The sequence below is a fragment of the Gimesia panareensis genome (genome assembly GCF_007748155.1).
GTDB classification, from domain to species: domain Bacteria; phylum Planctomycetota; class Planctomycetia; order Planctomycetales; family Planctomycetaceae; genus Gimesia; species Gimesia panareensis.
Genome location: NZ_CP037421.1, coordinates 1,361,946 through 1,384,479 on the forward strand (window position 1 = coordinate 1,361,946; position 22,534 = coordinate 1,384,479).

Consider the following 22,534-nt stretch of genomic DNA (forward strand, 5'->3'; position numbering starts at 1 on the left):
TGAATAACACAGGGGGGAGATGGCATGACGACTGCCGTCAGATGGAGTACGTATCTACTTGTGATTTTTGCATTTAGCCTGACGCACGAATTCGAAGCGCAGGCCGGCTGGCCCTGGTCCTGCAATTCCTGCAAAGAGGCCGAGAAAGAGGCGAAGTGGGCCGAACGTGCTGCCCGACCTGTCGGCTCACGACAGAAATACAAGTTCGGCGAACTCTGGCCACCCTATCCCCGACCCACCGGTCCCAAGCAGCATTTCTGGAACCGCTACCATCACGCCCATTACTGGCCGTACCCGTATCAGTGTGAAGACCGGGCCTACGTCCGTGACATCATGGACAGACAGATGCACAACGGTTGGGCGGACCAGACCACCCTGTATGCCTATCACTTTGAAAAAGATGATAACAAGTTAACCGAAGCCGGTTTACTGCATCTGCGCTGGATCCTGTCTCACGCACCGGAAAGTCGCCGTACCGTATTTGTTCAGTCCGCCAATGATTCCATCGACAGCCAGGAACGTCTGGCCAACGTGCAGTATGCCGCCTCTCAGATGGCCGGCGATCAGAATCTGCCTCCGACCATGTTGCGGCTGACTCCGGCTTATGGACGCCCTGCACGCGAGGAAGATATGAAGTACCGAGCCTACATCGGTTCCATTCTGCCGCCCCGGATTCTGTATACACCCGGCGGGGGAACCGCGTCCAATGGCAGCAACTGAATCGGTGTCTGTTTTGTCTGACTCTGATTCTCAATTCCAGTCCCGTTTAGTTTGAACGTAACGCTGTTGCATGATTGATCGACCTGGTGAAGATGAAACGCGGGATGCTGCTGAGGCAGCATTTCGCGCACAGCCTGATGCCGAAACAGATGAGCCACGCATGCCTGGCCCCAAACAGGATGTGGCTGATCTGTACAGCGATCTGTTTCCACAAAGTCAGCAGTCAAAGCCTGCACCGCGCTCCGGGGCACGGATCACTGCAACGACTCCAGCACGCAGCCGGACCAGCAGTGCCGTCATTCCGGCACCCCAGACACTCGAAGAGACCGGACTGTCCCTGGTGCAACTGTCCGGACTGGTACTGAAGCAGCTCTATCTGCAGGGCAGCGCGCTCGGGCTGGAAATTTCCCGCAGTGCTCACCTCCCGTTCAGCATCATCGATACGGCACTCGTCTTTCTGAAAGAAGAAAAGTGTATCGAAGTCACGTCCGGCAATGTGATCGGGCGCTCTTCCTACCGCTTCCACTTAACAGAACTGGGGCGGGTTCGCGCCCGGGAATCCTTCGAACAGTGCCGCTATGTCGGTCCGGCGCCGGTGCCGCTGGATGCCTACGTGCGCCAGTGTCAGTTGCAGACCGTGGTCGGCATCGACTGCACCCCCGAGCGGCTGGAAGATTCCTTTTCCGATTTCATCATCCGCGAAGGCCTGCTGGAAGAACTCGGTCCTGCCGTCTGCAGCGGACGTTCGATATTCATCTACGGACCTCCCGGTAACGGCAAAACATTGATCGCCAAGGGACTGGGGCGATTCCTGAATCGGCAGGGGGGAGAAATTCATGTGCCTTATGCCCTGCAGATGGAAAACAGCATCATCACCCTCTTCGATCCGACGATTCATGAGACCACTGATGACCATGAGTTTCAGGAATCGACGGGCAAGCATAGACATGATGGAACCTGCCTGCCTGACATGGAGGACTGGAGCAAGCCGGAAACCGATCTGCGCTGGCGGCGGATTCGTCGTCCCGTCGTGATTACGGGCGGGGAACTGAATCTGGAGATGCTGGACTTGCGCTACAACAAGACCAGCAATTTCTATACGGCTCCGCTGCACATCAAAGCCAACGGCGGTGTGTTTCTGATCGACGACTTTGGTCGACAGCTTGTCAGCCCCAAAGACCTGCTCAACCGGTGGATTATGCCGCTGGAAGATCGTACGGATTATCTGACACTCGCCACCGGCAAGAAATTCGCGGTTCCTTTTGAACAGCTGATCGTCTTTTCGACCAACCTGGATCCGAAAGACCTGGTCGACGAAGCTTTCCTCCGCCGGATTCGCCACAAGATTCAGATCGGCCCCCCTTCTCGGGAACTGTTTACGGAAATCACACAACTTTGCTGTCGGCAGAGAGATCTACGGTATGACCCAGTCTTTGTAGATTACCTGTATGACACTTACTACAACCAGGGCCAGTCCCCGCGATCAAGCGACCCTCGAGATTTACTGGAGATTCTTCAGTCAATTTGTCGATTTAAAGGACAGGAACCCATTCTTTCCACCCAGATTATCGCAGAGGCAGCCCAACGCTTCTTCTGTCAAATATAAATCCTATCCCAAACATCCTGTCAGATCGACAGTTACATAATTCTGCCAGGCACCTCGATTGACTCACGATCATTCTGTTCTGAAACGGATACGCTGATGCATTGCTGAGGACCAGCAACATCAAAGTGCCCGTGAGAAGGTCTGATTATCGGAGTGTTGACTGAGAAAATCAAAAAAGTTTTGCTGCTGCATCTCATGGAGGGGATCACATGCCCGTAACACGTTTCACAAAACAGACATGGCTCGCTGGAATCGCTTGTGCGTTATTGATTTGCAGCGGCTGCTCTTCCATGAAAAATCAGGTCGTCAAAAAGAATGACCAGCCGCCGGACACGCTGGAAGAAAAGATTTCCGTCGCGAAAAAGAAACTCAAACACCCCGACAAATTCTATGTGACGCATGGCCAGTTGCAGGAAAAAATGGGGGATCTCGATTCAGCACGCACATCTTATCAGGTTGCCCTGGGCGAAAATCCAAAATCGATCGATGCCGTACTCGGACTGGCCCGCCTGGACCAGGTTGCCGGCCGCAAGATCGAAGCGGAAAAAGGATTTCACAAAGCGCTGGAAATGGCCCCCGAGGATTCCCAGGTCCGCGCCAGCATCGGTCAGTTCTATGCTGCCGAAGAGAAATGGGATCAGGCAATTCCCCTGCTGAGTAAAGCCGTCAAAACGGCTCCCGCGGATAAGAACATCCGATACCAGCTCGGAATCGCGCTGGCTTCCTCCGGAGATTACCAGGCTGCGATGCCGCATCTGATCCGCGCCGTCGGCGAAGCGGAAGCACACTACAACATCGGATACATCCTCAAAGATCGTGGCGAACTGCAGGCCAGCGAACAACAGTTTCTGCAGGCCGTGCTGCTGAAACCTGAATTCAACGAAGCACAATACTGGCTGGATGAAATCCGCCGCGAAAAAGAGAACCGGCTCATGCTGGCCGGCGTCACCTCCGGCGCAGGCACCAAAGGAACTGCGAAACAGGCCGCCTATTCCAAAGCGAAACCGTCGACCAAAACAGTGCAGAACGCGGTCTCCCAGGGAATGGCACCTGCAGGGGTTCCTCAGTCACCCCGCCGCATTTCCGGACCCGCAGACAGCACCCAGACCGCACAGCCGCCAGCCAACCTGACTGCAGAGCAGCTCGAGCAGTGGCGGAACCAGCGTCAGTTCTGATTTAGATCTGAATTTAAGACCATAAAAAAAACAGGCCCCGCTAAAAACGGGGCCTGTTCTGTTTCAAGAGTTGCTGTTCCGATCAGGCGGAAGCAGGAGCACCCTGCAGTTGAGCAGCCAGCTGTTCGCACATCCGCTTGAGCAGAGCGATCGACTCAGTCGCTTCCGCTTCTGTCATCGTCATCGGAGGACTGACGCGGAGCACGTTGCCTGCCAGGGCACCCAGCAGGTGAATCCCGTCGCCGCCCGCTTCACCCAGGTAGCAGGTCTTGACCAGTTCGACGGCCACTTCCTGGCTGGTTTTGCCACCCAGCTCGGCACACTCGATTCCGAAGACCATGCCTTCGCCGCGGACCTTGGCGATCACGCCGGTCTCTTTCAGGCTCAGCAGACCATCGGTGTAGAGAGCCGACAGTTTTTGGGTGTTCTCCATCACGTCCGTCGATTCGAACTCGTCCAGTGTGGCGAGTACGGAAGCGGAAGAGAGCGGGTTCGCACTCCAGGTGTCAGAAGCTTCACCGTATTTCAGGCTGGCAATGACGTCGTTGCGACCCACGGCTGCAGCCACCGGCACACCGTTCCCGAGGCCCTTACCCAGCACGACGAAGTCGGGCTCGACCTGGTATTTTTCGAAGGCATACATGCAGCCGGTCCGGCCGAAGTTGGCCTGTACTTCATCGAAGATCAGCATGATGTCGTGCGCCCGGCAGAAGTCCTGCAGAACTTTGTGGTAGGCCAGCTGCGGATGATAGCTGCCTCCGCCGCCCAGGTAAGGCTCGGTGATCAGGCAGTTGATCCGCGAACCATATTCGGCCCACAGGTCTTCCAGCTCTTTCTGATAGGCTGATGTATCCAGCGTATCTTCGTACTTGCTCATGTCGTCGCATTCGGTACGCGGGAAGCTGATGAACTTCACACGGGGATCCCGGTCGGCGTCAGTTTCCGAACCGGTAACAGCACCGGCCAGACCTTTTTTACCGTGGAAACCATACCGGGTCGCCAGGATGATATCCCGCTGGGGATCGCGGTGCAGACAGGCCCAGAGTGCTTTCTGAACTGCTTCCGAACCGGAAGCGGCCCACATGACTTTGTCGCAGCGGTTGCCTCCCGGAGAAGACTGAATGCTGGCGATCAGACGTTTGCTGGCTTCGGTTTCAATCGGGGTGACGGCGTTGTAAGCCGTCAGGGTGACGGCTTCGAAGTAATCGCCTTCCCCTTCGCCGGTCACATGTTCCGGCTTCCAGCCCATGTACTCGCTGAACCGTTTCATCCAGCTGCGGGGGTTATGTCCCAGGTTGGCGACCAGCACGCCCGAGGTGAAGTCGTACAGGCGGCGACCTTCCGGCGTCCAGTGATAGCAGCCGGCAGACTTGGCCAGCACAGCCTGACTGGGAGTGAAGGTTCGCAGGGACAAAGGCTCGGTCTGGAACAGATCTTCCCTTACCGCGTTAGATTGATTTTCATTATCGAATTGAATGGCAGTTGTCATGATGATCTCTTTTACATAACAGGAAAATGACATTGGTTAATGGTGGTCGATCCGGCACTCGATTCCGAATCTGTTGTTGAAAAATTAAACGGTGCCTTCGTAGAGCACTTCGAATTCATTGGAGCCGGGACGATACAGTACCAGACCCCCGTTTTCGTCGTTCACACGCACAACGCAGTCCGGTTCACCCTGAGCCCGTTTTTCCAGAATCGCTTCGAGTGCCTGGACGGCGGCTACGGTCTGGCGGTCGGCCGACAGGTCGTTGTAATCCAGCGAACGAATCTGCGCCAGTCGCTCGGCCCGTTCCGATTCGGGACCGCCGAATTCCACCTGGGCGACCTCTTTCGCAAACTGTTCGATCACTTCAATGCCGTAACCCCGCTGCGAACGTTCATTCCAGGGTTCGACAAAAGGAGCGTTGAAGTGGTTGTTCAACGAGTTCTTGATTTCCATCGGTGTTTTGTCTTCGACGGTGCACTCCACACCCCGTTTGCGGGAGTGACCATTCCACAGTCCGTTATCGAAACGGAACTGCACTTCCTGCTCGACGTAGCCGGGGAAGTTGTCGGGGGTGACCCACGAGGTCTGAATATCAAAGGCGGCTTCGCGACCCGATTCGTATTCGTAAACCATCTTCATCTGGCAGCTGTCCCAGGTCGGACCATCTTTCTCGCCTACCAGTCCCCGCTGACCGGCGGCGGTGATCGTCTTCAGTTTTCCGCCGAACGAGAAATCGATCAGTTTGATGTAATGCACGGCGACATAAGTCCCGGGGTTCCGACCGGTGATCCACTGTGCGAACTGCTTGCCCGAAATCGCCTTGGGTTCCAGCAGCGAGCAGTAGCCGTTATTCACGTGCTGCAGCACGCCGTCATAGACCAGCGAACGCATCCGCTTGTGGTCGGGGTCGAACAGCTTGTGGTAAACCACTTTGGCGGTCACGTTGTTTTTCTCCGCCAGGGCGACCAGTTCGTCCAGTTCCTGCAGACTCAACACAGACGGCTTTTCCACGATCACATGCACGCCGGCTCCCAGCAGTTTTTTACAGGCATCGAAGTGCCGGTCGTCGGGAGAGGCGACGCAGGCGAAGTCCACACCCGCATCGATCATTTCCTCGATCGCGTTGTCGCCGGCGAAGCTCTGAAAACCGCCGACCTTGTCGCCATTCTCGGCCAGGTACTTTTCTGCCCGGGCACCGGTCCGGCTGACAACGGCATCCAGGGAGACCGCCACCGGGCCAGTCGAACGCTGATACAGGTCCTCTTTGTAAACCGTTTCGAAAAAGGGGCGGTAGGTTTCGTCGACAATCATCCCGAAGCCGACCATGCCGGCTTTCAATGTTGGAAGTGTTCCTGCAGAACTCATTGGTTAATCCCTAAGTGAATTCAAAATATGTGGTTTTCTAAGGTGCAAATCCTGTTTTTGCTGCTATAATCAGGTTAAAGTGCTTGGTGAACCCGGTCAAATAGCTTGAAAGTGAATTCACTTTATGGCTGGAGACCCGTTTTGTCAAGCCGTGGGCAGGGCACACGCGAAAAGAATTTGAGCTTTTCCCGCCCCGTTTTCGTGCCTGTCTCCCACTTTTCCCCAGAAATTGAGATTCCTGTGAACAAAGAGACTCATTTACTGACCGAATCCGCGGAACTGAACTCACTCCAGGAGGACGAGAGCCTCTCGCTGGTGGACGAGGTCTATCAGAAGCTGTTGCTGCGGATTATTCGCTGTGAGCTGCCCGGCGGTACGGAATTAAAAAGCACCCAACTGGCCCGCGAGATCGGCGTCAGTCGGACCCCCGTGGTACAGGCACTGGCCCGTTTGCAGGCCGATGGCATCGTAATTCAGCAGAAAAATCACCGGGCTGTCGTCCGTGAGGGGGCGGAAAACTGGCTCGTCGAAATCCACGAACTCCGCCTGCTGCTCGAACCCTCTGCCGCCGCGATGGCCGCAGGCCGGATCAGCGAGGCGGAAATTCAGCGTCTGCAGGAACTCGCGGCCCAGGTCAAAGCCTGCCAGCTGCAGTATGAAGACGGTGATCAATCTCCCGAGCATCTCCAGCAATGGGGAGCGGCCTCCCGCGGCTTCGATTACGCGCTGCACCTCAGTATCGCCGACCATTGCGGCAATCTACCCATCTGTGAAGCGATCCATAAATGCTGGAGTTATAAACGGGTGTCCTACTCCGCAGCCGGGGAGACGCCCGAAATCATGACACGGGGACTTTATGACCACCTGGTGCTTCTCGATTCGCTGAAACAACAGGACGCCGAGACCGCTGCCGCTGCGATGACCATGCATTTGCGAAACGCATCCCGCATGCGACCTGATCGTTTGATTGTCTGATCGCCATTGATTGCTGAATTATGAACCAGCCTTTGAAAAAGCGATGGGGAACTTCGCGTAGCTCTTGAAACTTGGCTCCAACCTGTCAAAAATGGCCGGGAACTGGTCTGTTTTCGCGGTTCTCCCGGCAATTGAGTCCCCGCGAAATCTCTGCAGCGCGGATCGGTAATTTTCATAGTGGAATGATCTCGACACTGATTTTGTGCCGTGCATTCCACTTTTATCCGCTTTAGATTTAGAAACAAAAAAGGTTGATCTCTCTCATGTCAGATAACCCAAGTGTCATTTTAAGTGCCTTTGCTGATGAAGCCGCCAACCATAAAACCGCTGTTGAACAGATGGTGGCACTCTCCGCGCTGGGATTGAAATACTACAGCCCCCGCTTTATCGATGTAAACGGGGATGGCAACGTCAAACATGTCGTCGACCTGAATAAATCCGAATACAAACAGCTGCTCAAGCTGCACGATGAATATGGCATGAACGTCACCAGCATCGGTGCCCGTGTCGGCAAGATCAAACTGGTCGACAAAGAAGATGGTTCACACAACGTCTTCGTTCCCTTTAAAGAATACCTCAAGAAGGAAGTCGCCAACACGATCAACGCTGCCACCACTCTGGGCACCAAACTGATCCGCGGCTTCTCCTTCTATCCTCCCAAGGGCGAGGATCCCAAACCGTACATGAGCCAGGCCGTCGATCAGATCGGACAGATCGTCGATCTGTGTGCCAAAGAAGGACTGGTTTACGGACTCGAAATCGAACCGAACCTGATCGGGGAAACCGGACCGCTGCTGGCGGAGCTGGCCCGAAAAGTCAATCGGCCCAACATGGTCACCATCTATGATGGTGGTAATATCGCCGCTCAGAACAAAGATGCGATGCAGTGCCTGAGCGAGTTCCACGACATGACCAAGTCCATGGGCTGGCTGCATATTAAAGATTACGCCGTCGATACTGATCTGGAATGGACGGGCGTCGTCGATGAAGAGCGTCTGAAAAACTTCGTTCCCGCCAATGTCGGTGATGCCGGCCACGAGTTCATTCTGCGGGAACTGCGGGAGCTGCTCCCCAAGATGGAAAAGAAAATGAAAAAGCTGGGCGTGCCCGGCGTCTTCCTGGAAGTCGAACCGCACCTCAAGGGGGGCGGACAGTTCGGCGGTTTCAGTGGTCCCGATGGAATCGGCGTTGCCGTGCGGGCGCTCTGCTCCGTACTCGATTATGTCGGCATCGACTACAATCTGCGGAACTTCAAAGACATTCAGGAACTGCGTGGCTTCTAAGCTGAGCCACGGATTCGAGATATCGAAGGCGGGCGGATTTCAGAGAAAACTGTTGATCTCCGCCCCCTTCTGTTACAATTCAGAGAACGTCGTTCAAGAGTAATTATCAATGGCCTTTGATCCACAGCGTCTACAGGACATCATTGCCTGCCCGAAAACCAAAGCAAAACTGGTCTGCGAGGGAGATTATCTGATTTCCGTCGATCCGGCGACGCGACTTAAGTATCCCATTCGCGACGGTATTCCAGTGATGCTCGTGGATGAGGCTGTTGAAGTGCCCCAGGCAGAATGGGCGTCTATCATGCAGCGACACGAACGAAATCCGGAAACGGGAGAACCGGTCTCCTGAATTTCCGTTAACACGGTACAAGGAGATCTGATGAAACTGACGTCGAAGCTTTTCCGATCTGACACATTCCGCTGCTGTACTCTGACTCTCCTCACGCTGGTTGTACTGACAACCGCTCTGCGTGCCGAGGAACCCGCGGCCACACAGACAAAGCCAGCGGCCACACAGACAAAACAGGAAAAGCAGTCGGAACACTATACCTATCGCCGGGACCACGATCCCAATGGCATCGGCAAATTCTACCTGGGGCGGGAAATCGCTCACGTGATGGGGTTTCGAGGTGCCTACTGGCTCGAGCGCGTCGAACGCGAACAGGAAGAACGTCTCTCATTGCTTCCCAAAGCTCTCAAGTTGCAGCCCGGCATGGCGATTGCCGACATTGGTGCGGGGAGTGGTGTGATCTCAGTCATCCTCGCCGAGCACGTCAGCCCGGGCGGAAAAATCTATGCCGTCGACGTACAGCAGAAAATGCTCGACCTGCTCAAGAAGAAAATGGAGAAGCAGGGCATCGACAACGTGATTCCCGTGCTGGGCACCCAGAAATCACCCGGCCTGAAACCGGAATCGATCGACATGGCCATCATGGTCGACGTCTACCACGAATTCGAGTTTCCGTATGAGATGATGCAGGAGATCTCGAAGGCACTCAAACCGAAAGGCCGCGTCGTGCTGGTCGAATACCGCAAGGAAGATCCCAGCGTTCCCATTAAGCTCGTACATAAGATGACCGAAGCCCAGGCCAAAAAAGAGGTCTCCCGCCCCGAGCTCAACCTCAAATGGAAAGAGACCATCGGCATCCTCCCCCGCCAGCATATCCTGGTCTTTGAAAAGACAACCGAAGAATAAGTTCGAGTTGTAGGGGCGCGTTGATATTGATTGATGGGTAAGCCCGAATGTAATTCGGGCTGAGCGGAGCGAGCAGGAAACTGACGGTGTTGCGCGCAAGGGAAGTCCATTCAACATTTCCTCGTGAGCGGCAAGGCGCTAGCCGCCGGTAAAAAATGTTGACGCTGATCCCAGAACCGGTGGCTAGCGCCATTCCGCTCACATCAACGGGGGGGCACCACAGCTTCTGTATTATTTTCGGTGAGTGCATCAATAAAAAGCCTGCTCACATCAGCTGATGTGAGCAGGCTGCTTTCTTTTAATCAGCGTAGTTTAATACTCGCCGATCACTTCACCTCCCGAAATCGTACTCAGCCCCGTATAGACGCCGAAGTCGATACTGGAACCGATCAGCCGTACCGAACCGTCTCCGAGCAGGAACTGCGCAAAGCCGATGTGCGGTGCCGAGACATCCCGGTCATCGCTTTGCGGGTTGTTGGGCACATGCCCTGACTGAAACAGCACCATGTGGCCATGGTCATCCGTGGGATCGGTAATCTCACGGACCGCACCGGCCCAGGTCGTTTCATACTCGAAATGGTTCCCGTGCGAAGCACCGTTGCGGAAGACTCCATTCTGGCGTTCTCCCACACACAGCGTGTTGGAGAGTCCGTCGATTACATCCCGTGCCCGCGTGGAGCTGTTGCGGCTGAACATGCCTGTCCGCTTTTCCTGAGTCGCGTCCAGATCCGGGGGGCCGAAGCTGGCGACATAGCAGCCCATCGCATAGCGTTCCGCAGAACTGCCCATCTCGACAAAGTTTTTCTCGGAAACCGAATCCGAAGGACAGAGCAGGGCAGACAGTTGAGTCTCGCGAGGTGTCACATTGGCCGCATCGAAGATCGGCAGGTTGAAGTTAAACTGGTGATACAGGTTGGCCTGATCAATCATCGGCAGGATCATGGCGATCCAACTGTAGCCCAGTTGATTCCCCGATGCACCCGGCTTGTAAATATAGCCGGGCGGATAACAGCCATGCGTGTCATGGTAGTTATGCAGTCCCAGACCGAGTTGCTTCAGGTTATTTTTACAGGACGTTCTGCGGGCTGCTTCCCGCGCCTGCTGAACCGCAGGCAACAGCAGCGCAATCAGAATGGCGATGATCGCAATCACCACCAGGAGTTCAATCAGCGTGAACCCGCTGGATCGTTGCTGAATGGTTTTCATGGTTTTACTTTCTGAAAGAACGTGCGCAGCGGTCTCCGCTACGGTAGCGCGGACCGGTAGTGCACGTAAAATATTCTGGAAGATCGTGCGACAGCCGAACCGCATCGCTCGAGAGGGACGTTCCCTGATCGTGCAGTGGTCAGCGACGCACACTCCCTGATGCAGATCGACGCCGATCGCAACAGGGGAATTACGAGAATGAGACAGAAAGGATTCGTTGGGGCGGTGGGACAGGCGGTGTGTCGCGCAGACGCTGATAGCCGGCTGCTGCCGGATCAAGGTTGGCAAAGCGTGAATCCCGCACAGGGACTCTGTTGCGTGCGGGAGGAGTGACCGAGATCCAGGATGAAACCAGTTCGGAAATCAGACGATTTATGGGGATCGCAGAAATTCGCAGTCCGCCAGGGGACGTCGAACTGTTCCGTGTCTCCGCCTCGTCAATTTCTTCACGGGCCACTGCAACGGGAGTCTGATCAGATTCCGAGGCGGGCAGTGGCATGGTGAATTGCCACCAGAGCAGGGTAATGTGCACGTGCCGATGGGGAGCCTGAACTATGTTGGTGGCAAGGGCAGACTGGTGATCATGTCCGTGGGAATGTCCGTGGGAATGTCCAGCATGCGAGTGGCTATGGCCGTGACCATGGCTATGAGCATGATTATGGCCATGCGAATGACTGTGTCCCTGCGAATGGCTGTGCGTACTTTCTCCGCCGGTATGCGTATGCTCAATCTGCACCTGGAGTGACTGGAGCAGAATCCCCAGCAGACCCAGGATGCCGATGATCCAGGAGAAGTAGCGAACACGTTGTTTCATCACGATTTGACAATAATTCTCAGCCGACCCAAAATCAATCGCCACTCCACACTCAACGCCGCTTCTTCACAAAATGTACGACAATGTCGTATTTTTACTTATGGGGGATTATGTTCAGTTGGTGTGGTGAGGTGCCGGCGCATTCATCAAATCAACAATGAGAAAAGGTTCATTTCCCACTGTAAAAACAGGGGTTTCATAACGGATTGACCCGTTTTTCTCTTATTTGTATACTCCGCCGCGGCTCGACTCCCCTTCTCAGGCAGAATTCATCTGCACGAATTTTGATACGTTCAGGGAAGACATGCGTGTGTGCGGGAAACTTCAGGTCCCACCTTCGTGACCCTGGTTTCCACTATCAAATCAACAGTCTGGCCTGTCGGGGAGGGAGACCCTGGTTCTGGTTTCAGATTAGAGACTGGCATGAATAATGGTTTTTGACAGTGTGATCACATCAAGTCTGGTGCTCTTCGGTGTGCTGCTGGCGACAGTAGCCGGTACGCTGCTGATGATCAGGCTGGCTTCCGTTCTGGGGCTGGTCCAGAAACCGACCAGCCGCTGTTCCCACATTCAACCCACGCCTCGCGGCGGTGGTCTGGCATTTGTCCTGACCAGCCTGCTGACGATGACCGTCTGTTACTGGAATGAAGTCAGTTCCGGCTCGCTGTTGACCGTCCTGCTTTGCGGCGGGGCATTGATCGCGGCGATCGGCTTTTGTGATGATCTGTATCAGCTCTCGATCAAGAAACGGCTCGGGGTACAGATTCTGATCATCGCCGCCTCACTGTATACGCTCCTGCCTGCGCCCACACTGGAATTGTGGGGCTTCCAGCTGCAGTCCGACTGGCTCTGCTGGGGCGTGACGACCCTGGCACTGGTCTGGTGGCTCAATCTGTTTAATTTCATGGATGGCATCGACGGCCTGGCCGGGGTGGAAGCAACTGGCATTCTGGTTGGAGCGGGTACGTTAATCTATTACCAGTCCCCCGGGGAACAGTCACTGACGCTGTCGTTGATGTGGATTCTTGCTGCGGCCCTGATCGGGTTCATTCAGGTCAACTGGGCTCCCGCCCGCATTTTCATGGGGGATGTCGGCAGTACCTTTCTGGGATACATGCTGGGGATGCTGGCAGTGTCCACGATCTTTTCGGGAGCACTGAATCTCTGGGTCTGGCTGATCCTGCCCGGCGTGTTCTGGGTCGATGCCACCTTCACACTGCTCAGACGGATGTTACGCGGCGATCGCTGGTACCAGGCACATCAGAGCCATACCTATCAGCGCGTTTCCCGCTATCTGGAAGAGCCGGAAGGGAAGAACCTGTCCCGCAAACTGGCACACCGGAGAGTCACCCTGACTGCTCTGGCCCTGAATGTCTGCTGGCTGTTCCCGCTGGCAACGGTCGCCTTACTCTGGCCCGCCTGGGGACTGCCACTGGTCCTGATTGCCTGGGCTCCACTGATCGCCCTGGCGGTCGTTTATGGTGCAGGCAAACCCGGAAATATTCCGCTGGTGACCAGACACGATCCCCGGGCACAGGCTTATCGGGAAGAATTGCCTCTCAAAATCTGAGCTGAGAGCGTCGCCACTGGAAGCGTGCAGATTCCGTTCACGGACAGGCTTCAATCAGGAATGGGGAAATCAGAGCAGCGACTGTAGAACCGCATTGCGGAAATCATCCGCAGGGGAAGAAAAAGGGTGAGTAACGGGGGTCGAACCCGCGACCTCCGGAATCACAATCCGGCGCTCTAACCAACTGAGCTATACCCACCATATGTGTCTTGAACAGACCGATTTTAACCAATTTTAGAGCCGCTGAAAAGCCTCTGGCGGCGTGATTCGGTTCTGAGCCTACGTTATCGAAGCGCGATACGGGTTTCAAGTATTCCAAGGCCCTGATTCAAGAATATTTCCTCGATACGTGCATCTCCCGCACACAATCTGTAGAATTGATACTTCAATATTCCCCGATGAATTCACTTGATCTCATAGACTTACAAAACAGGGAAACAAGCGCATGAAAATCACTCCATTGACCTGTCTGATTCTGGCTGTCTGTCTCCTGGGCATCTCTCCCCTATCGGGACACGCTCAGGACTCGACCAACTATCCCACGCTGGGTGAAGTGGTTCGCATCGATCCGCGTCTCGATCAACTGATAGACAAGGATGCGAAGATCGAGGTTCTCTCTTCCGGCTTCGATTGGTCCGAAGGTCCCGTCTGGGTTGGAGATGCGAAAGACGGTTATCTGCTCTTTTCCGATATTCCCCGCAATTCGGTCATGAAATGGAAAGAGGGAACAGGTGCGTCTCTGTTCATGAAACCTTCCGGCTATACGGGAGTGGCTGACTACGGAGGAGAGCCCGGCTGCAACGGCCTGATTCTGGATCCCCAGGGCCGCCTCGTCTCCTGTGAACATGGTGACCGCCGAATTTCGGTGCTCACCAAAGAGGGGGGCAAGCGGACGATGGTCGACAACTACATGGGCAAACGACTCAACAGCCCCAACGACGGTACCTTCAAGTCCAACGGCGATTTCTACTTTACCGACCCTCCCTACGGTCTGCCCAATCGCTATGACGATCCCCGTCGCGAGCTCGATTTCTGTGGCGTCTATCGCCTGGCGACCGACGGTACCTTGACGCTGCTCACCAAAGAGATGACCCGGCCCAACGGGATCGCCTTTTCACCCGATGAAAAAACATTGTACGTCGCGCAGTCTGATCCCGAGGCAGCACTCTGGAAAGCGTTCCCCGTCAATCCGGACGGCACGCTGGGCAAGAGTAAAGTCTTTTGCGATGTGACTGAGAATGTCGGAAAGCTGCCGGGCCTCCCCGATGGCATGAAGACCGACCTCAAAGGCAATGTCTTCGCCACCGGACCGGGCGGCTGCTATATCTTCACCCCCGAGGGCGAATTGCTGGGACGTATCAGTACGGGCGAACGGACTGCCAACTGTGCCTGGGGCAACGATGGCACCGTGCTCTACCTGACCGCAGATACCTACCTGGTGCGGATTCCGACCAAAACCAAAGGTCGGGTCGGAGCTCCCCAAGCGAAATAGCCACTGGCCTCAGAAATCCCTGCCCGGTGGCTTCTTCAGGGAGCCGCCGGGGGTGCGGGAGGCAGTGCGCTGCTCTTTGGGTGCTTGAACACAAACAGCACCCGTACCGGAGGACGAGCTTCAACTGCCGTCCTCTGGTCTGTTTTTAGTTTTCGGTCAGCAAGCGTCCGGGGCATACCCCATGTCGGCTTGGGAGCCACCAGAGGTGCGTCGGGAGACGAAACCTTGTTCAGGTTTAAGGCGGGCAGGGGAGTCGCTCTGCTCGGCTGTTGGGCACGTCGCGCCAGCTGTTCGGGAGGCAGCTGCATCCGGTATTGAGTCTGGTAACTGTGCTGTTTCTTCGCTTTGGCAACCTTGTTCCCGCTCTCGGATTTCGACTCCAGACCATCATTCTGAGGAGAATGAGGCGCAGTTGAGGCTGGAGCATGATCCGTGGCGGTGCTTAATGCGAGGCTGGATTCGGCACCACTGTTGTTTTCGGCCAGTAGTTGCGGTAAATCTTTGACGCTTTTCGTCAGTGAGGATTCATCAATGGCGGGCTGTAGAGAAAGTCCCAGCAGCTGGCTCTGATTCAGGTCTCTTTGTAGATCGTTCAGGGCCGATGCGACTTGAGTGTCCGAAGCTTCGACGAAGACCGCGAACAGATCGTCCTCTTCAGCTGCAGCAGGTTGTTTCTGATCGGCTGTCTTGTATTTCCGGGATTTCACCCGGTTTAACTGCCGCTCGACTTCAGACTGTTTCTGTTTATTGACCGGAATGTTATTACGGGTCAGTAGCAGTTCCATCCTCCCCAGTGCCTGTTTCACGTCGACCACGCGGACTTCGATCACGGCTACCTTACCGTTGATATCCTGGAAGTAAGGTAACACATCACCGATGCGGATCGAGTCCACGGGGATATGAGCAGGCAGTCCTGTCATCTGGGGGACTGCCGGCAGAGCGATTCTGCTGCGGGCTTCTACATCCCCGATCTGTTCCATGACCTTCTTTTCGGCAAACGAATTACTGATGGCAAAATCACCGACCCCTTGGGACAGGCCGTCCGCTTTCAGGCCGAACTGTTTTTCATTCAACTTGCCTGATTGTTTCGCAGCAGGGGGCGTCATCTGGAAACTGACGGATGGAGACGCAGCGGGAGACGCGGCGGCGGTTTTGAGCTTTACATCCGAGAACGGTTTGCCCTGGTAGCTGAGATCGCTGTGATAGGAATCGAACTCAGTCCCTTCCTTAAGGGCGAGTGTCGATTCCGCAGCTGGTTCTGCGTTACGCATGACTGAGGACTGGCGATCGACAGAGGAAAACTGCCAGTTGGTACCTGAGGGGTTCTCTGGAATATTCAGCAGTAAAATAAATAAGACCAAAGCTGCCAGAGAGGAACAGGCGCTGATGGCGACCGCAATTCGGTAACGCAGCATCGAAGGCCCGGGAGGGACCGGTGCCGTTTCCGTTTTGGGTGAAGTTAACAGGGTCTCCTGTTCGATTCGTTTGCGGATCGAGGGGGCCAGTTCGGGTGGTGCCGACTCCGTCGCGGTCTCCTGCAGCAGACGAGAGAGCTCGCCGAACTCGTGCAGTTCCTGTCGTGCGGCAGCAGACTGTTCCAGCAGCGATTCCACCTCGTGAGATTCCTCAGCAGAGGCTTCCCGATCGAAATAGGCGGACAGGTTTTCGTTAGATGATGGACTACTCATTTTGATTCACTTATTGATGACTCGTGGTCAGACTCGGAAACACGGGCCAGGGGTTCCTCCTGGAATAACGCGTTCAGTTTCTGTTTCAGTTCATTCCTTCCTCTGAAAATGCGGCTCCGGACGGTTCCCAGGGGAACCTCAGTCAGCTCGGCGATTTCTCCGTAAGACATACCTTCCAGTTCCCGCAGTATCAGCGGGGTCCGATATTCTTCCTGTAATTCATTCAATGCCTGATGGACAAGTTGTTTGCGTTCGGTGCGTTCTGCCACTTCAGGAGGGTGATTTTCGGGGTGAGGATCTGCCAGCCACTGTCCTGACTGGTTTTCCTGAGGATCAATTGTGGTGGCGGATCGTTTCTGTTTACGTTTCTGGGTAATCGCAGCGTTAAAGGAGATGCGAAACAGCCAGGAGTAAAAGGCGGCTGTTCCCCGGAATGTGCTCAACTTGAAAAATGCCTGGGTAAAGCCTTCCTGGGCCGCGTCGCGCGCATCGTCACTGGATCCCAGAATCCGCACCAGAGTTCGATACAGGCGGTCCTGATATTTAAGAACCAGCTGATCAAACGCTTCAGTACGACCTGCCAAACACTCTTGAATCAGGTATTGATCATTGTTGGTCACAGTAATAGAGAGACGAAACCGGGCCTGAAGAAGTTCCCACGGTTCACAGAAAACCGGGATTATGCAACAACTTATTCGACGCTGAAATAGTATCTTCTTACTTTTCAGTAGCTTACGTCAATATCAGATCCTGAGATCTGACGGGTTCCGCAAAGATCAATACGCCCGTTCCAGGCCCCTCAGGCCTGGGAAACCGCTGACAGTTCACGATTGTCAATCAAGCGTGTGGCACCCGACCAGGCAGCAATCAGGGCGACCATCTGACTTTGAGGGGCGGAAATTTCTTCCAGCGTTGCGGAATCCACAATCGTCGCGTAATCGACTTTGATCAGCGGGGTCCCCGCCAGTAACGCGTGCATCTCTGTTTTGATACGCTCCAGGTCCGTTTCTCCTGCAGCAATTCGTTCCTCTGCCAGGTTCAGCGCCCGTGACAACGACAGGGCAGACGCCCGTTCTTCTGCTGAGAGATAGGTATTGCGGCTGCTGAGCGCCAGACCATCTTCATTCCGGATGATCGGGCAGGTTTTAATCTCGACGGGAATATTCAGATCGAGACACATCCGCCGCACAATGGCCTGCTGCTGGTAATCCTTCGCACCGAAGTAGGCCATGTCGGGCAGACAACTGAGCAGCAGCTTGGTGACCACGGTTGTCACGCCGCGGAAGTGATGCGGGCGGGTGGTCCCTTCCAGTGTTTCGGTCAGAGATTCTACTTCCACATAAGAAGAGAAGTGCGGCGGATACATCAACTCTTTAGTCGGAGTCCAGACCAGGTCAGCACCAGCAGTCTGGCATTTTTCCAGATCCTGTTCCAGCACGCGGGGGTACTTTTCGAAATCTTCATTGGGACCGAACTGTGTCGGATTGACGAAGATCGAGACCACCACAAAATCACAGTCGCGTCGTGCGGCTTCTACCAGGCTGACGTGCCCTGCGTGCAGGGCCCCCATGGTAGGCACAAAACCGACCACGGCCCCCCCCTGTCGGGCGCTCTGGACGCGTTGTCGCAGTTCCGGGATTTCAGCTACCGTATCCATGCGGACTCTCTCCGATTTGTCTCCGAGACCTCACAGCGGTGGGGGAGCGGTGACTAGGATTTTTTCGGAGACTGCTTCCGATTGCCGCCACCCCGTTTACCGGAAGAGCGACGGGAGCGTTTGGGACGTCTGCGGCTCTGATCGTCTGCCAGTTCCGGAGCAGACTTTTTGCCGTTGTCCTCTTTTTCTTTGTCCTTGTCCTTGCTGGAAGACTTGCCGCTGACCAGCTTGGGATTCAACAGGTAAGAGATCGCTTCTTCCCAGCTCGGAACGTTGGGGTACTTGCTTTCAACCTCTTTCTTGCGGGGATGGGTGGACTCGGAGCTGTCTGAATCGTCTTCAGATTCTGCCGTCGACGGTTTTTTCCGTCTGCGACGTCGTGAGCGTTTCGGCTTCTGTTCAGTTTCTTCCTCATCTTCGTCGGCCGCTTCGTCCTCGGATTCCAGATCGGCTGATTCGTCTTCCGTTTCCTCTTCGTCTTCATCATCTTCATCTTCTTCAGCCGTTTCAGCAGCTTCTTCTTTCTTCCGTGAACGCGAACGTCTCCGGCGGCGACGGCGGCGAGGCTTCTTCTGCTCGGTGGCTTCCTCTTCTTCCGTCTCTTCAGCTTCGGCGGATTCTTCCGCGACAGCTTCATCTGCCAGTTCGTCTTCTACGTCCTCTTCGACTTCAAAAGAGACCTCTTCTGAAATCAGACCGAAGCCGAAGGAATCATCATCGTCCAGGCGTTCGTCAGTCCGCGCTGAAGGAGCAGGGGGAGTCGCTGGTTTCTTTTTGCGACTGCGGGAACGACGGGAACGGGCCGGTTTCTCTTCAACCGCCTCATCTGCTTCAGCAACCGCTTCGTCGGCGTCTTCCTCTTCATCTTCTTCGTCGTCGGCAGCTTCCACATCCTTACTGGCCGGACCAGAATGGTCGTCGTCCCAGTCCCAGCCATCCAGGGCATCCCAGTAGGTGTCTTCTTCTTCCTCGTCAGAGGCTTCCGCTTCGCTTTCAGCGGCGGGCTCGAAATCTTCTTCGATTTCGTCTTCCTCATCCTCTTCGTCGTCGTCATCGAAGGCGGCGATGATTTCGTCTTCGTCGTCCTCTTCTTCGTCTTCGAGTTCAGCAGCGAGGTCGTCTTCTTCTTCGTCGTCTTCTAAGTCGTCCAGGGAAAGAGATTCCATTTCCGCATCATCTTCATCGAAGATGGCAGCCCCGAAAAATACGTCGTCGTCCTCTTCATCATCTTCTTCTTCGGAAACGGCAGCAGCGGACGGCTCTACAGGCGCCGGAGTTTCCGGTTCCTCAGAGGCTGCTTCCACGTCTGCCTCGTCTTCTTCGGGCAGATCGTCTTCATCAAAATCGACGGGCTCGGGTTTGACCTGCTGGTCAAAATCAATCCCAAACAGATCACCTGCGAGGGACTCCCAGGAGTCGCCTTCACCCGACGGATTCTTGCCAAAAGGCTCTTTGCTTTTATTCATACTGCGCAAAGTACACGTTCTTTGTTGTTTTTTCAAGATTTGCGCCAGGTGCGATTCGGTGATATCGGGAGAATTCAGCTTTATTTCGAGTATTCGATGTGCCGGATGACGGCCTGTAGTTTACGGGCTTTTTCCAGCATCGAGTGGTAGCGGGGAACTTTGGAGTACCCCACCTGGCGGGCCAGCAGGTCCGCTTCGGCACTCAAAACGACTGTACAGGGGATCGATTTGACTTTCAGGGTGTCGGCAATCTCGCGATCCTTGTCAAAATCGAGGTGTACGGGCTCGAAAGCCTGATTCAGATAGCGGGCCATCCGCGGATCCGAAAGAGTATCTTTCTCCAGCTTGCGGCAGTAAGTGCACCAGCTGGCATCAAATACGATGAAAACCGGCTTGTTGCTTTTCATCGCGGCCTGATGGGCGGTTTCCAGATCCTTATGCCACTTGATTTGATCTGCGGCTGATTCGGTCTCGGAAGCTTTAGTATCCGCTTTCAACAGCTCGATACAGATGCCAACCATGACGACAAGTGAGAAGCCGACAACGGCCCACTGGAGTTTCTGGGGAAGTCGTTTCATTTCTTAGATTCCTTCATAAGTACTGCTGCCATAATGGATTTCTGTACTTACGTAACTGATAACTTAAAGACCCGTAAAATGTGAGCAACTTACAAAATCGTTATAAATCGTTCACTGTGCTTTATCGGTATCAGGAGAGGAACTTCTATGAATGTTTCGACCGGAATTACCCGTTTCTCGGACACATGGCCCGTAAAGTTTACCTAACCGGAACAGAATTGGGTTCACGAGGCCAAAAAAGCCAAACCGGAACGGAATTCGGCAGGAATACCGATCCTTCCAGGTTTGGCTTTTGAGGGGTGATGGCCTGTGATCCAGAATTATTTCGGCGAAGCTGCTTTCTCTGGAGGCTTAGCCTGGGAGGCTTTTTCCCCGGAGCCCTTTTTCGCAGCGTTCTCTTTGGGAGAAGACTCCGGTTTTGTCTCAGGTTTTCCGGCGGCGGGTTTGCTCTCACCTTTGGGTTGAACAGGAGCAGGTTTCTTAGCCGGAGCCGGTTTGGGAACTGCCGGCTTGCCTGCTGGTTGGGCGGGCACTTTCATCCCGGGCAGATTGAGGCCCGGAATTCCCAGACCCGGATTGCCTGCCCCCGGTTTGCCCTGGCCCTCATTGGGTTTATCAGCCGGTTCCACCAGAGCGCTCCGCGACATCCGCAGCTTCTCAAAACTGTTTGCGGAGATCACGTAGTACCAGTCGGCAAACCGTTCATTCAACTGCTGGACGAGCTCCTGGCCTTTGATGACCTTCTCGTCGTACTCTTTGAGCTGCTTCTCGTATGTTTTGAGCTCCGATTCATACTTCTTCATCGCGGCGGCATAGTCTGCTGCCGGATCCGGTTTTTTCTCGTCGGCTTTCTGATCCTGCTTCTCATCTTTCTTGTCATCCGATTTCGCATCCGCCGGTTTGTCGCCATCCGCCTTCTCTTTCAGGTCGGCCGGCTTTTTGGGTTCGGTCGGCTTCTGAGGTGGATCACCGATAAAGGACGGATCAAAGGTGACTGTGACGAACAGATAGCGGCTGGTTTTCAGGGCATCATCTTCTTTCGTCTTCCCTGGCTTCTCGACGGCGTCCTGTTTCTTGTCTGCGGACGCGGTCTCTTTCTGATCAGCTTCCTTTTCAGAACCTTTCTTGGGCGATTTCTCCTTTTGCTCTTTGCTGCCGTTACCGACTTCAATGTCCAGCGTACTGCCCGTAAAGATTTCACCGAAGTACAGCGAGTAGACCACGCCCTGGTTGGTGATTACGATCACCTCCCCCTCGTTGGAGACCAGCATCTGGCCTCCTGACTGAGTTCGGGCCACGATGAACCCCTTGCTCTGCAGGTCCACGAAATCCATGGCGTTTTTCAACTGCAGCTGTCCCGATTTCTTTAATTCGGCTGCGATCGCCGCCGGCTTGGGACGGATGCCCTGAATCTTGAGGTCCACCAGCGTGTTGATCATCTGGTTCACATCGGCGGTATTCAGTTTTTCGGTCTCTTTATTCAGGCCTTCCAGTTCCCACGGGGAGCTGGAATTCTGGCGTTTGAGAGTCGAAAGTTCTTTGTCCTTCAGACTCCGATTGGCTTCATCGATGGAGTATTTATTCACGATGATTTCGACCAGCCGGTCCCGATCCACTTTGAGCAGATCCGGCTCGATCCAGTCCGAGAAATCAGATGAAAGATCCACGTTCAGCTTCGTACGGTAGACCGAATCTTCGTCCACTTTCCGCACATAATATTCACCGGGCTGCTCCGGCACCTGTTTACCGATGATGAAGTCAACCAGCGGAGCGCCTCCCTCTTTGGCCAGTGTCAATCGCTGGCCCCGTCCCTGCAGGTTGGTGTTCGACTCGTCCAGCGGATCGATTACCCCGAAGCGTTCGTGGTCGCTCTTGCGCCGACTTTCCAGCGCCCCCCGCACAACGCCCACCAGTGACGCAGCGGTTTCCGCCAGTTCGTCTTCGGCATCAGCCGGGTAGTCGTGGTGTGAAGGAATACGCCAGGCACCATCTTTAAATTCCACGTTGAAGACTTTCAGCGTGGCGGAATCTTCATCGTAGCTGACCACCCGCAGCGACCTGGCCTGGGTCGGGTCCGTGAAATCCGGGTAAAATTCCTGACCCACATTTTCATAACCCGTCAGTTCGACCGGTTGCGATGCGCGATCGGTTACAAACGCCGCAATTAAGGCAACCACGGCGATCCCCACAAAGGTCAATGTTCTCGTCGTTTCATTCATGGCAAACGTTTTACTTAAAAACAGTGGTTCAAATTT

General features: G+C 54.8%; 19 protein-coding genes and 1 tRNA gene. 9 read left to right on the top strand and 11 right to left on the bottom strand.

Annotated features, from left to right (window positions below; all coding sequences use genetic code 11):
* The first annotated feature begins 24 nt into the window (after positions 1–24).
* From Enr10x_RS05255 to Enr10x_RS05265, 3 genes are all read left to right on the top strand, one after another.
* Positions 25–720, top strand: coding sequence for a hypothetical protein (locus tag Enr10x_RS05255; RefSeq protein WP_145448353.1), 696 nt, complete (start codon positions 25–27; stop codon positions 718–720).
* Positions 721–790: 70 nt separating this feature from the next.
* Positions 791–2,326: an ATPase gene (locus Enr10x_RS05260; RefSeq protein WP_145448354.1), complete on the top strand. Its 1,536-nt coding sequence runs from the start codon at positions 791–793 to the stop codon at positions 2,324–2,326.
* Positions 2,327–2,535: 209 nt separating this feature from the next.
* Complete coding sequence (locus tag Enr10x_RS05265; protein ID WP_145448355.1) at positions 2,536–3,501, top strand: tetratricopeptide repeat protein; 966 nt, start codon at positions 2,536–2,538, stop codon at positions 3,499–3,501.
* An 82-nt stretch (positions 3,502–3,583) separates the two neighbouring features.
* Here Enr10x_RS05265 and Enr10x_RS05270 read toward each other — a convergent pair whose 3' ends face one another.
* Both Enr10x_RS05270 and Enr10x_RS05275 read right to left on the bottom strand, forming a co-directional pair.
* Positions 3,584–4,990: an aspartate aminotransferase family protein gene (locus Enr10x_RS05270; RefSeq protein ID WP_145448356.1), complete on the bottom strand. Its 1,407-nt coding sequence runs from the start codon at positions 4,988–4,990 to the stop codon at positions 3,584–3,586.
* Between the two features lie 84 nt (positions 4,991–5,074).
* Positions 5,075–6,355: a Gfo/Idh/MocA family protein gene (locus tag Enr10x_RS05275; protein WP_145448357.1), complete on the bottom strand. Its 1,281-nt coding sequence runs from the start codon at positions 6,353–6,355 to the stop codon at positions 5,075–5,077.
* Positions 6,356–6,595: 240 nt separating this feature from the next.
* On the opposite strand from Enr10x_RS05275, the gene Enr10x_RS05280 reads away from it, so the two are divergent.
* The 4 genes from Enr10x_RS05280 to Enr10x_RS05295 all read left to right on the top strand — a co-directional run bounded on the left by Enr10x_RS05280 (position 6,596) and on the right by Enr10x_RS05295 (position 9,808).
* Positions 6,596–7,330 (top strand): GntR family transcriptional regulator, encoded by a 735-nt coding sequence (locus Enr10x_RS05280; protein WP_197997488.1) that lies wholly within the window; start codon positions 6,596–6,598, stop codon positions 7,328–7,330.
* Between the two features lie 263 nt (positions 7,331–7,593).
* A complete protein-coding gene (locus Enr10x_RS05285; protein WP_145448359.1) occupies positions 7,594–8,613 on the top strand; it encodes a sugar phosphate isomerase/epimerase family protein in 1,020 nt (339 codons plus the stop codon).
* 109 nt (positions 8,614–8,722) lie between these two features.
* On the top strand, positions 8,723–8,962 hold the full coding sequence (locus Enr10x_RS05290) for a Trm112 family protein (RefSeq protein ID WP_145104694.1): 240 nt from the start codon (positions 8,723–8,725) through the stop codon (positions 8,960–8,962).
* Positions 8,963–8,992: 30 nt separating this feature from the next.
* Positions 8,993–9,808 (top strand): class I SAM-dependent methyltransferase, encoded by an 816-nt coding sequence (locus Enr10x_RS05295; protein WP_145448360.1) that lies wholly within the window; start codon positions 8,993–8,995, stop codon positions 9,806–9,808.
* A gap of 312 nt (positions 9,809–10,120) precedes the next feature.
* Here Enr10x_RS05295 and Enr10x_RS05300 read toward each other — a convergent pair whose 3' ends face one another.
* Both Enr10x_RS05300 and Enr10x_RS29855 read right to left on the bottom strand, forming a co-directional pair.
* Positions 10,121–11,302: a DUF1559 domain-containing protein gene (locus Enr10x_RS05300; protein WP_232093237.1), complete on the bottom strand. Its 1,182-nt coding sequence runs from the start codon at positions 11,300–11,302 to the stop codon at positions 10,121–10,123.
* Positions 11,205–11,828 carry a hypothetical protein gene (locus Enr10x_RS29855; RefSeq protein WP_197997489.1) on the bottom strand — a complete coding sequence of 208 codons (624 nt, stop codon included), beginning with the start codon at positions 11,826–11,828 and terminating at the stop codon, positions 11,205–11,207. The genes Enr10x_RS05300 and Enr10x_RS29855 overlap by 98 nt, the downstream gene beginning before the upstream one ends.
* 430 nt (positions 11,829–12,258) lie before the next feature.
* Here Enr10x_RS29855 and Enr10x_RS05310 point away from each other — a divergent pair, with 430 nt between their 5' ends.
* The gene (locus Enr10x_RS05310; RefSeq protein ID WP_145448362.1) at positions 12,259–13,398 is read left to right on the top strand and encodes an MraY family glycosyltransferase; all 1,140 of its coding nucleotides are present in this window, start codon (positions 12,259–12,261) and stop codon (positions 13,396–13,398) included.
* Between the two features lie 125 nt (positions 13,399–13,523).
* Here the strand turns inward: Enr10x_RS05310 and Enr10x_RS05315 are convergent.
* A tRNA-His gene (locus tag Enr10x_RS05315) sits at positions 13,524–13,597 on the bottom strand.
* Positions 13,598–13,843: 246 nt separating this feature from the next.
* On the opposite strand from Enr10x_RS05315, the gene Enr10x_RS05320 reads away from it, so the two are divergent.
* Entirely contained in the window at positions 13,844–14,890 is a 1,047-nt protein-coding gene (locus Enr10x_RS05320; protein ID WP_232093238.1) for an SMP-30/gluconolactonase/LRE family protein, read from the top strand.
* 35 nt (positions 14,891–14,925) lie between these two features.
* Here Enr10x_RS05320 and Enr10x_RS05325 read toward each other — a convergent pair whose 3' ends face one another.
* From Enr10x_RS05325 to Enr10x_RS05350, 6 genes are all read right to left on the bottom strand, one after another.
* Positions 14,926–16,578 carry an anti-sigma factor gene (locus Enr10x_RS05325; RefSeq protein ID WP_145448363.1) on the bottom strand — a complete coding sequence of 551 codons (1,653 nt, stop codon included), beginning with the start codon at positions 16,576–16,578 and terminating at the stop codon, positions 14,926–14,928.
* Complete coding sequence (locus tag Enr10x_RS05330) at positions 16,575–17,162, bottom strand: sigma-70 family RNA polymerase sigma factor (RefSeq protein WP_232093239.1); 588 nt, start codon at positions 17,160–17,162, stop codon at positions 16,575–16,577. The genes Enr10x_RS05325 and Enr10x_RS05330 overlap by 4 nt, the downstream gene beginning before the upstream one ends.
* Positions 17,163–17,377: 215 nt before the next feature.
* A complete protein-coding gene (panC, locus tag Enr10x_RS05335) occupies positions 17,378–18,235 on the bottom strand; it encodes a pantoate--beta-alanine ligase (RefSeq protein ID WP_145448364.1) in 858 nt (285 codons plus the stop codon).
* 53 nt (positions 18,236–18,288) lie between these two features.
* Positions 18,289–19,710: a hypothetical protein gene (locus tag Enr10x_RS05340; protein WP_145448365.1), complete on the bottom strand. Its 1,422-nt coding sequence runs from the start codon at positions 19,708–19,710 to the stop codon at positions 18,289–18,291.
* Between the two features lie 71 nt (positions 19,711–19,781).
* Positions 19,782–20,279, bottom strand: a complete 498-nt coding sequence (locus Enr10x_RS05345; RefSeq protein WP_145104712.1) for a thioredoxin family protein — start codon at positions 20,277–20,279, stop codon at positions 19,782–19,784.
* A 320-nt stretch (positions 20,280–20,599) separates the two neighbouring features.
* Positions 20,600–22,498 (bottom strand): DUF4340 domain-containing protein, encoded by a 1,899-nt coding sequence (locus tag Enr10x_RS05350; protein WP_145448366.1) that lies wholly within the window; start codon positions 22,496–22,498, stop codon positions 20,600–20,602.
* Between the last annotated feature and the right edge of the window lie 36 nt (positions 22,499–22,534).